12 protein-coding genes are annotated in these 9,970 nt (G+C 48.7%); 1 reads left to right on the top strand and 11 read right to left on the bottom strand.

Annotated elements, in window-relative coordinates:
- Positions 1-163: 163 nt before the first annotated feature.
- Entirely contained in the window at positions 164-580 is a 417-nt protein-coding gene (locus tag B5E53_RS14320) for a YjdF family protein (protein ID WP_087316218.1), read from the bottom strand.
- 492 nt (positions 581-1,072) lie between these two features.
- Between B5E53_RS14320 and B5E53_RS14315 the strand changes: the two genes are divergently transcribed.
- Positions 1,073-1,549, top strand: coding sequence for a hypothetical protein (locus B5E53_RS14315; protein ID WP_087316216.1), 477 nt, complete (start codon positions 1,073-1,075; stop codon positions 1,547-1,549).
- 20 nt (positions 1,550-1,569) lie between these two features.
- On the opposite strand, the gene B5E53_RS14310 is transcribed toward B5E53_RS14315, so the two are convergent.
- From B5E53_RS14310 to tyrS, 10 genes are all read right to left on the bottom strand, one after another.
- A complete protein-coding gene (locus tag B5E53_RS14310; protein ID WP_087316214.1) occupies positions 1,570-2,202 on the bottom strand; it encodes a GyrI-like domain-containing protein in 633 nt (210 codons plus the stop codon).
- Entirely contained in the window at positions 2,192-2,536 is a 345-nt protein-coding gene (locus B5E53_RS14305; protein ID WP_087316212.1) for a transcriptional regulator, read from the bottom strand. The genes B5E53_RS14310 and B5E53_RS14305 overlap by 11 nt, the downstream gene beginning before the upstream one ends.
- Positions 2,537-2,602: 66 nt before the next feature.
- Entirely contained in the window at positions 2,603-3,535 is a 933-nt protein-coding gene (locus B5E53_RS14300) for a YafY family protein (RefSeq protein WP_087316210.1), read from the bottom strand.
- A 244-nt stretch (positions 3,536-3,779) separates the two neighbouring features.
- Entirely contained in the window at positions 3,780-5,153 is a 1,374-nt protein-coding gene (rlmD, locus tag B5E53_RS14295; protein WP_087316208.1) for a 23S rRNA (uracil(1939)-C(5))-methyltransferase RlmD, read from the bottom strand.
- A 34-nt stretch (positions 5,154-5,187) separates the two neighbouring features.
- Positions 5,188-5,694, bottom strand: a complete 507-nt coding sequence (locus B5E53_RS14290) for a metallophosphoesterase (protein ID WP_087316206.1) — start codon at positions 5,692-5,694, stop codon at positions 5,188-5,190.
- A complete protein-coding gene (locus tag B5E53_RS14285; protein ID WP_087316204.1) occupies positions 5,695-6,279 on the bottom strand; it encodes an XTP/dITP diphosphatase in 585 nt (194 codons plus the stop codon).
- Between the two features lie 75 nt (positions 6,280-6,354).
- A complete protein-coding gene (locus B5E53_RS14280; protein WP_087316202.1) occupies positions 6,355-7,527 on the bottom strand; it encodes a class I SAM-dependent RNA methyltransferase in 1,173 nt (390 codons plus the stop codon).
- A gap of 138 nt (positions 7,528-7,665) precedes the next feature.
- A complete protein-coding gene (locus B5E53_RS14275) occupies positions 7,666-8,001 on the bottom strand; it encodes a rhodanese-like domain-containing protein (protein ID WP_087316200.1) in 336 nt (111 codons plus the stop codon).
- Between the two features lie 277 nt (positions 8,002-8,278).
- Positions 8,279-8,575, bottom strand: a complete 297-nt coding sequence (locus B5E53_RS14270; RefSeq protein WP_087316197.1) for a hypothetical protein — start codon at positions 8,573-8,575, stop codon at positions 8,279-8,281.
- A 103-nt stretch (positions 8,576-8,678) separates the two neighbouring features.
- The gene (gene tyrS, locus B5E53_RS14265; protein ID WP_087316195.1) at positions 8,679-9,908 is read right to left on the bottom strand and encodes a tyrosine--tRNA ligase; all 1,230 of its coding nucleotides are present in this window, start codon (positions 9,906-9,908) and stop codon (positions 8,679-8,681) included.
- Positions 9,909-9,970 lie beyond the last annotated feature (62 nt).

Raw genomic sequence — 9,970 nt, 5'->3', positions numbered from 1 at the left:
CCTTCTTCTCACCCACACCTCACGATGTAAACCTTGGGAGTCGCTATGGGGTTCGTCGGCAACTACGCCCCTTGTGGACTTTCACCACAGACTGACGGCATGCCCGTCATACCAAAAAACCGGTCTGCGTATGACCGCAAACCGGTAATGACAGAAAAGCCATTCAATGTCCTCTGTGCTTTTCTTTTCGTTTTTGCTGTTTTAACTGGAATCTCTGCTCTTTTCCTGCCTCTTTCGCTGTCCTGCTATCCTTTCTGCTGCTGAGTTTCTTCTCCTCCCGCTGCATCTGCAGGGCCTGCTGAGACTTTGTTCCTATCCCGACGCTCTGCGTCTGCTTTTTAGCATCCCGCAGCCTGCGCTTTGGATTCCTGGCAATCGGTTTCAACCGAGCTGCAACAGCCGGACTGAACATAAGCCTGCTGTAACATCTGAGGACGAAATCCCATACTTCATAATCCTTTGGCTCCGCACCAAATGTGACCTTGCATACGGATAATTTTCCATCGGAAATCCGTTCAAAGACTCCCACCCAAAAAGGATCCTCAAAATATACCGTCAGTTTTCCGCTTATCTTGTCCATAACGTTCCCTCCTAAAATGTGTTATGGACAAAGAACGGACAACCCGGAGGGGCAGGTTACTTACCCCGTTTCACCGAACGGGACGGCCGGGCTACCTACCGGCTCTGGCACATCCAAAAGACGTACGTTGCGTTTTTATCTTTGTCTTTTTTCATTGATATAAAGCACAAAAAGTATTGTACCACAAATATTATACAGCTTTGCCTTACTTTCTGTCGAGAGGAATAAGATTAAAACATTTATATTTTTATCATTATTACATTCTTTATACTATATTTTTTTCTTATTTTCATTGACATATTTCATGTTCAAACATATAATAATAATAGAGGCAGGGATTCCTGTCATCGAAAATATTGTCCGCTTACCGCTGGCGGCCTATAAATGAACGGCTCGAAAATATGGCTCGCTCACCGGAAGCGTCTAATAAATGTCCGGCTTGAAAATTCTCGGCCCTGCTGCATGGCAGGGCTGATTTTTTAGGGAGGAAAAATGATTTATCAGGAAGGTTATGTTTACCATATTAAAGACGAATATTTCGAAAAAGTGCATGACAGCAGACTGATGCAGAATAAAGAAAACGGCACATATCGTCCTACCTTTTATTGTCTCCGCGACAAAAAAACCTCCCTGCTATGGATGGTCCCGTTAAGTACCCGTGTGGAAAAATTTCGGGCGATTCATGATAAACAGGTACAAAAATATGGCCGATGCCTCACTATTGTTCTTGGTGAATTTGATGGGCGTGAAGCTGCATTTCTCCTTCAGAATATGTTTCCAGTCCGGGAGTACTATCTGGATCATATACATACCCGCAATAACAATCCCGTACCAGTAAAACACTCCATCCACAAAGAAGTCAGCACTAACATGAAACGGCTTCGTCAGCTTCATGCAAGAGGCAAAAAAGTTGTGTTTCCAGATATCACTCGTCTGGAACAAATCATGCTTGCAGAACTTAATAACTAACCAAAACATATTTTAATCTGTCACGCCTTTCTCACCGGATGCCGCACCACTGTCCTCCATTTCTCCACCGGAACACGTCTGGCGTCGGACAGATAAATCTCATGGTGCATCCGCTCATCGGAGAAATCGTTTATATAACCCTTTTTCTCAAGAAATGTATCCATCAGATCAATGGTCGCCGGCTCATCATCAAAGGCTCCGATATGCATGCACTGGACGCACAATCCTTCTTCTATGGTAAGAAATTCCACCTTGGAAAAATCCTGTTTTTTCTTCCTCTCTGCCTCCGCAACTGCCCAGTCAAAATCCTCTTTGTCCACAAAATCCGGCAGACGGATGACAGATATCCACTGCAGTTCGTCTTTTCTCCCATAATCAATTCCCTGAACGCCTTCCTGTCGCCAGAATCCTTCCAGCGGCGGCACTACATAATCGAAATACCCTTCTATCTGACGGCTACCTTTCTTGCTCATTTTAATGGTAAATGCAATGCCGTACAAAAGGCTGATGGATTCTTTATAAGCGCCGCCCTCCTCATTGGGATCGCCCATTCCTCTGACGGCAATAAAGTTCATTTTCGGAACCTCTATGATCTGCGGTTTCCTGCCCGGAAGATAAAATTCTTTGTATTCTTTCTTATAATCAAACGCCATCTGTTTTCCTCCTTCTTTTTCCCGGTTTCTTCGCCTTCGGAGCCGGAAGTTCCGGATACATTTCCCTTACCATCTGACACAATTTCTCACTGTCTTCCAAAATAGTGCAGGGCAGCAAAGCCGCCGGGGTATTTTCCCACACCTCATTCCGGCAGTCCGGCATAAATCTTCTGGACGCCGATGTATCCTTCACAGCAAATCCTTCTTCGTATATGCCGCCAATTAACTTTTCCCGATAATAAAACAGCCAGCCTCCCATCATGGGAATATATCGGATATCTTCCAGCGGTTCCAGCTGTTCTGCCACATAAAGCGCCAGTTCTTTTTGTGCCATAGATTTTCCTCCTGCTATCATCTGCTTTAATTGTCTTACTGTCTCACGCAGGCATACCAGTATGCCCTACTTCTCCCGTTTCTTTTCTCCTTCTCTTTGGTAAACAGATATAACTCCTTCCACTGTTTTCAGCAATTTCTCCCTTATTGTTTCCGGCTCCAGAACCTCTGCTCTTGCCCCAAAAGTCAGCAGCCAGCCCACCAGAGATTCCTCGTCGGTGTAATCCATCTGAAACAGAAGGCGCCCGTCTTCCTGCTCCACAAAACATTCGGGTCCGAAGTCTTCCACCAGTCTCCATTTCGCATCTGATTCAAAGGCAACTTTTACCCGGATATTCGCCGGAAAGATTCTTTCATTGGACAAATCCGGCATCGGCACCGGCCTGGGCGCAAAATCTTCCTCCATTATTTTTAAACGATCCAGCCGGTTCAGTTTAAATAAACGAAAATCCTTTCGTGCCAGACACCAGCCCCACACATACCAGCTGGACCATTTGAACACCAGATAATACGGCTCCACCTGCCGGATGCTCTCTCCTCCCGGCGCATAATAATGAAATGCAATCCGCTTTCTTTCGGCAATGGCATCCTGGACCAGTGCGATTTTGGGAGCTAGGGATTCCTTATACCACGAGGACAGATCAATGAGCACGGAATCCCTGCCGCTGACGAAATCCGCTCCGCCCACCTGCAGCTTTTCCATTAACTGCCTGTAATAACTGCTGCCACTGACACTGTCCAGACTGCGCAGTCCCGCCAGAATCATCTGCATATCCCTGGAAGTCAACAATGTCCTGTCCATCCGGTATCCGTCCATAATGCGGATACCACCGCCGACTCCCTGCATGGTACAGATAGGTATCCCTGCCCTGCACAGCGCCTCTATATCCCGGTTAATCGTTCTCCTTGAAACCTCAAACCTCTCCGCCAGCTCCGGAGCGGTGCATTTCTCCTTCTTCAAAAGAACCGACAAAATACCAATCAGTCGATCTGTTTTCATTTGCCCCTCCCGCTTGTATCATAACAATCCAAACATGACAACTGTCTGTCATGCTTATCATAACATTTTGGAAGATACGAAAAAAGACCCGCGGTTACCTTATTTAAGATACCCGCAGGTCAGATCCTGGGTCATTTACTTTTTTTGACACATTTTATCTTTTTATATTTGACAATTATAATTCTCGCAGTACTTTTTCTCACTTGGTAAATACAAGTTGCATTTTGAGGTATTGCTCTGACGCTCAAACCGTCTGATTTTTGCGAGAAAGAAGGCACACAGTCTCCACTCCCGTGGTCATCGGGAACATATCAACCAAGCAGCAGCGCTTCACGGCGTAGCCGGCCTCCTGGAGCATCACCAGATCGCGCATGAGGCTGGTTGGTTTGCAGCTGACATAGACCATCTCGTCGACGCCGAAGCGGATAATCTTGCGAAGGGCCTTCGGATTGACACCGTCGCGGGGAGGGTCGAGGATGATCATGTCCGGTTTTTCGGTGAGGTTATCCACAACCTTGAGGACATCGCCGGCAATGAATTCACAATTAGTCAGGTGATTATCCCCGGCGTTGAGGAGGGCAGCCTCCACGGCTTCCTCGACGATTTCCACACCGACCACTTTCCTGGCGTATGGCGCCATCATCTGGGCGATGGTGCCGGTGCCGGTGTAAAGGTCGTAGATGAGCTTGTCCTTTGTATCTCCCACGTACTCGCCTACTTTTTCGTAGAGAACCTCCGCTCCCAGAGTGTTGGTCTGGAAAAAGGAGAACGGAGAGATTTTAAAACGCATATCCAGCAGGTATTCATAAAAATAGTCCTGGCCGTAGAGGAGACGGGTCTCGTCGCTCTGCACCACGTCCGCCGGACTGTCGTTTAAGGTGTGGAGAATCCCCACAATCTTTCCATCGATTTTTGCGGATGTGAGCGCCTGCACAAAGACGTCGGTATCCAGCTCCGACTGAGTGGTGGTGACCAGATTTACAAGAATATCGCCGGTCTTGACGGATCGGCGCAGCACCAGATGACGGAGGAACCCTTCCTTTCGCATTTTGTGGTAGTAGGATGCGCCGATGGACGTAAAATACTGAAGGACTGCCTGCAAAATAATCATAAAATCCGGGTCTGCGATGTGACAGTCCTTTAAGGAGACAATATCATAAAAGCTGTTTTTCCGGTGCATGCCCAGCGCCAGCGGTCCGCCCTTCTCCTCATCTCCGAAAGTGTACTCCATCTTATTGCGGTAACCCCGGGCGATGGGACTGCCGTAGATATCTTCCACAGGAAAATCAAAGCCGGCTTTTTCAATGAGATCTTCCACCTGGCGTTTCTTCAGGGCCAGCTGTTCCTCATAAGGTAGAGTCTGGTAGGCGCAGCCGCCGCAGATACCGAAATGCTGACAGACACGGTCCTGGGATGCAGTCTCCAGAGGCGACGGCGCAAGTACTTCCAGCAGGCGGCCTTCCACCCGGTCTTTTCGCTTTTTGCTGACAGAGAAGCGGATGGTCTGGCCTTCCAGTGCATTTTTTACGACCACTTTTTTCTCTTCTATATATAAGATCCCTTTGTTGGGAAACTCTGTTTTCAATACTTTTCCTTCTAAAATGTCTCCTTTTTTCATGTTCATCTCCTTCTATTCTGTTTTTCTGACTCGTCTATATGGTCAGCTCGCTGAACTTTGATTTGTAGTAGCCATGTCCGTAGTGAGCCTGTCCGTTTTCATCAATCTCCATGAGGAGAAAGGTTGGTTTGCGGGATGTCTGTCTCGGATAAGACAAACTGCCCGGATTTAAGATCGTGAGGGTATGGCCGATATCGATGAAAGGAACATGGGTATGGCCGAACATGACCACATCCACCTTTTCCTCCAGGGCTGCCCGTTTCAGATAATCGACGCCTCTGTATACATGATAGGTGTGTCCATGGACGATCATCACCCGGTAATTTCCGATCTTTGTTATGATTTTCGGCGGAAGGTCCAGATTGTAGTCGTTATTTCCAGCGACCATGTATACCGGACAGTCTACCAGTGAACGGATATAATCATCTCCGCGTTCCACATCGCCGCAATGGATGAGTGTGTCGATGGGGCCAACCTGACGGATGACACCGGACACATCATCATTACGTCCATGAGAATCACTGATCACTAAAATTCTCATTTACAAAATCTCCTTTATCATTCTGAGGGCTTTCCCTCTGTGACTGATGGCATTTTTTTCTTCTTCGGAAAGCTCCGCGGTGGTCTTTCCCAGCTCCGGCACATAGAAAATCGGGTCATAGCCAAAACCGTTTTCTCCCGCAGGTTCATCGGCAATCCGTCCCTCGATGGTAGCCCGCCTTGTCTCAATGTGTCCGTCCGGAAATGCGGCGGCGATGACGCAGACAAACCGCGCGCCCCGCACTGCCGCCGGCACGCCGTGAAGCCGGTCCAGCAGAATCTGATTTTTGATGCGGTAAGATGTGTTCTCTCCCATGTATCTGGCGGAAAGCACACCTGGTTCTTTGTTAAGGTAATCAATCTCCAGCCCTGAATCATCCGCCAATGTCAGACAGCCGGTAGCTTCCATGACGGTCTTTGCCTTGATGATGGCATTGTCCTCAAAGGTTTCGCCGTCTTCCACGATCTCCACATCCACGCCTGCTTCTTTCATGGAAAGGATCTCATAATCCATGTCGCCGAGAATCTGGCGGATCTCCCGCATTTTTCCTTCGTTTCCCGTTGCAAATATCAGTTTCTTTTTCATTCTATTTATCCACACCTTTCACTCTTCTGCATTTTACCGTTTCCACAAGCTCTTATGCATACATTATCCGCCGCCTCACGCTTTGCCTGCCTGCTCCGGCCGCTTGCGCCGCGGCGGCTTCGGTCCCAGGAACTGATAGAAATAGGTCTTCATCATGCCGTTATAGATTTTCCGGTTCTTGTCCGCCTTTCTGCCGATGTACCGTTCGGCATCCTCATAGGCGGTGATAATGTATTCCGACCAGTCGTCCAGATGGGAAAACGCCTCGCCGATCTCCCGGTAGAGAATCGGCATGTCCTCTTTCTCCTCCATCCGCTCTCCGTACGGAGGATTGGTGATGACAAAACCGTACTTCTTCGGATGACGCAGTTTATGTATCGGACGCTGCTGAAAATGGATCAGTTCCGCCACACCGGCGCGGCCGGCGTTTTCTCTGGCGGCCTTTACGATAAGGGGATCAATATCATATCCCTGGATATCCATCTTCACACTGGTATCCACCAGATCCTGCGCCTCCTCAAAACCCCTCTGCCATACTTCTTCCGAAACAAGATTCTTCCACTGCTGTCCCTGGAATGTCCGGCGCATACCAGGAGCGATATTTGCCCCCATCATGGCCGCCTCAATAGGAAATGTACCGCTGCCGCAGAACGGATCGACCAAAATCCTGTCCTTATTCCACGGAGTCAGCCTGATAAGAGCCGCTGCCAGCGTCTCCTCGATCGGTGCCTTGCTGACCATCTTCCGGTACCCCCGCTTATGCAGGCTCTCGCCGGAAGTATCCAGTCCCACGGTCACCATATCTTTATAAATGGAAATACGCACCGGGTATTCCTGCCCGGTCTCTGCAAACCAGCTGATATGATAATGCTCTTTCATCCTCTCCACCATAGCCTTCTTGGCAATGGACTGGATATCAGAAGTACTGAAAAGCGTGCTTTTCACTGAGGTCGCTTTGGTGACCCAGAAACGGGCATCCTTTGGGAAATACTCCTCCCATGGTATATTTTTAATCCCCTGGAACAGCTCCTCAAAGGTCACAGCCCGAAACTCCGCCACCTTCCACAAAATCCGCTGAGTTGTCCTCAAAAAAATATTGGCTCTTACCAGAGCCTCCACATCCCCGGTAAAAGTCACTTTGCCGTCCTCTACCCGGACAATCTCGTATCCCAAATCGCTGATTTCTCTTTTGCTCACCGCTTCCAGTCCAAAATGACACGGCGCCACAAACTCATATCTGCCTTCCATTCTTCCTCCATCTGCTCTGCTGTAAATTCACTGTAAACTATAATATAGAAGTATTTTACTGATTCCGCAGGAATGTGTCAACTCCTATCCCCGCTTTGCCTCCTCCGGTCTGCAATCCCCCGGCTCCGCAGGGACCCTTTATTCCACAAATACCATGGTCCAGAGCTTATCCTCCTCTTTTTCCAGGTATCCCCGGTAAGAGGTCAGGCCTCCGGCCACGCTGTATGCCTCCACACCCTCTTCTCCCAGCTTTTTGGCCGCCAGCAGGCTGGCTGCCCCTGTGTCGCAATATAAAAATACCGGCATGCCGTTCTCCGGCCTGTATCCTCCCTGCAGTATTTTTTCCAGCGGCACATGTTCCGCCATGGGAAGATGGCCGTTTCTGTAATCTTCTTCTGAACGAACGTCCACAAGAATCCCTTTCTTATCATAGCATAATCTGAGCGCATCCGATACGGAAATAAAATTCAGCATGAACTGTTTCCTCCCCTGTCCTTTACTATCATATTATGCAGCAAAACTGCCCGGTTTCCTGTTCCATGGCGACACGCTCCCTGCCGGATAGTTTTTTACTTAACAGCAAATCCCATCTGTATTTCTTAAATAAAAAACAAAGAGGCTGCCTGCCGGTCTGAATCTTCTGCCGGCAATACAGCCTCCATGCTCATTTATTCCATTGTCTTCGCAACACAGTCATCGGTGCCATGAGTTTTGCGGCACCGTCCACCGCATCCCGGACTTTGCGGCACATTTACCAGCACCACCGTGTGCCGGACGGCAGATAATTCCTCGCGCCTTTATGGATCCGGCAAATTTGCCCGTTCTGCCGGCGCCAAAAATCATCGCTGTCCTTCGGCACTGTCTCTGCCCCGCCTTTGCTCAGATGCCCTTGCCCGTCCCCGTCGGATTCATCATCAGACTGATTCCGGGAACTGTTCTGAGAACCGCTCTTTGAAGAACTTCTCGGGCAGTTCTGACTGCTGTTTCTGGAAGAATTTCCGGAACGGTTTTTTGCGTTATTCTGACTGTTTTTCTGATTTTTAGACATAAGATTTACTCCTTTCCCGCTCACGCTTTACGCTGTGAACTGACAGAAACAGTATACCCATGCCCCTGAAAAGTATTCCTGACAAATGTATTTTGTCCGAAAATTATTTTGCAAGAATCTTTTTAAATTTCTTCTTGCCACGTTTTAAAACATGACCGTCTCCCTGGAAATCATCCATGGTGTAAGAAGCTTTGATATCCGTTACTTTCTCGCCGTCCATGGTAACGCCGCCCTGGGTTACATTTCTTCTTGCCTCGGAACGGGTTGCCGCCAGCTCTGCTTTTACCAGAAGACTCAGGATATCAATGCTGCCGTCCGTAAAGTCTTCCTCCGCCAGCACACATTCCGGCATATCTGCGCCTGCCGCGCTGCCCTGCACGAAGAATGCTTTTGCTGCGCTCTCTGCCTTCTTTGCCTCTTCCTCGCCATGCACCAGTTTAGTAAGTTCGTAAGCAAGGATTTCTTTGGCTTTATTTAACTGGCTGCCTTCCCAGTCTGCCATGGCGTCGATTTCTTCCAGCGGCAGGAAAGTCAGCATACGGATACATTTCATAACATCGGCGTCAGCCACATTTCTCCAGTACTGGTAGAAATCAAACGGAGAAGTTTTATTCGGATCCAGCCATACAGCGCCGGACTGAGTCTTACCCATTTTCTTGCCCTCGGAGTTCAGCAGCAGGGTGATAGTCATGGCGTAAGCGTCTTTGCCAAGCTTACGACGGATCAGCTCTGTTCCGCCCAGCATGTTGCTCCACTGGTCATTGCCGCCAAACTGCATATTACAGCCGTATTTCTGGTATAATGCGTAGAAGTCGTAGCTCTGCATGATCATGTAGTTAAACTCCAGGAAGGACAGGCCTTTCTCCATCCGCTGTTTATAGCATTCAGCACGAAGCATGTTATTGACGGAGAAGCAAGCTCCCACTTCACGGAGCAGATCCACATAATTAAGATCCAGCAGCCAGTCCGCATTGTTGACCATCAGCGCCTTGCCGTCGGAGAAATCGATAAAACGGCTCATCTGCTTTTTAAAGCACTCGATATTGTGATTGATGGTCTCCTTGGTCATCATCTGACGCATGTCAGTCCGTCCGGACGGATCGCCGATCATTCCGGTTCCGCCTCCCAGCAGGGCGATCGGTTTATTGCCTGCCATCTGCAGACGTTTCATCAGGCACAGAGCCATGAAATGTCCCACATGAAGGCTGTCCGCCGTCGGGTCAAAACCAATGTAGAAAGTCGCCTCTCCCGCATTGATCATCTTTTTGATTTCCTCTTCATTGGTCACCTGAGCAATAAGTCCCCTTGCCACTAATTCATCGTATAATGTCATCTTTCTTTCCTCCTGATTTGTAGTGCGTAAAAAGGAGTTCTGCCACATGGAACTCCTGAGCC

Source organism: Eubacterium sp. An11 (assembly GCF_002161065.1).
GTDB classification, from domain to species: domain Bacteria; phylum Bacillota; class Clostridia; order Lachnospirales; family Lachnospiraceae; genus Anaerobutyricum; species Anaerobutyricum faecale.
This window is presented reverse-complemented; position numbering and strand designations above follow the sequence as displayed.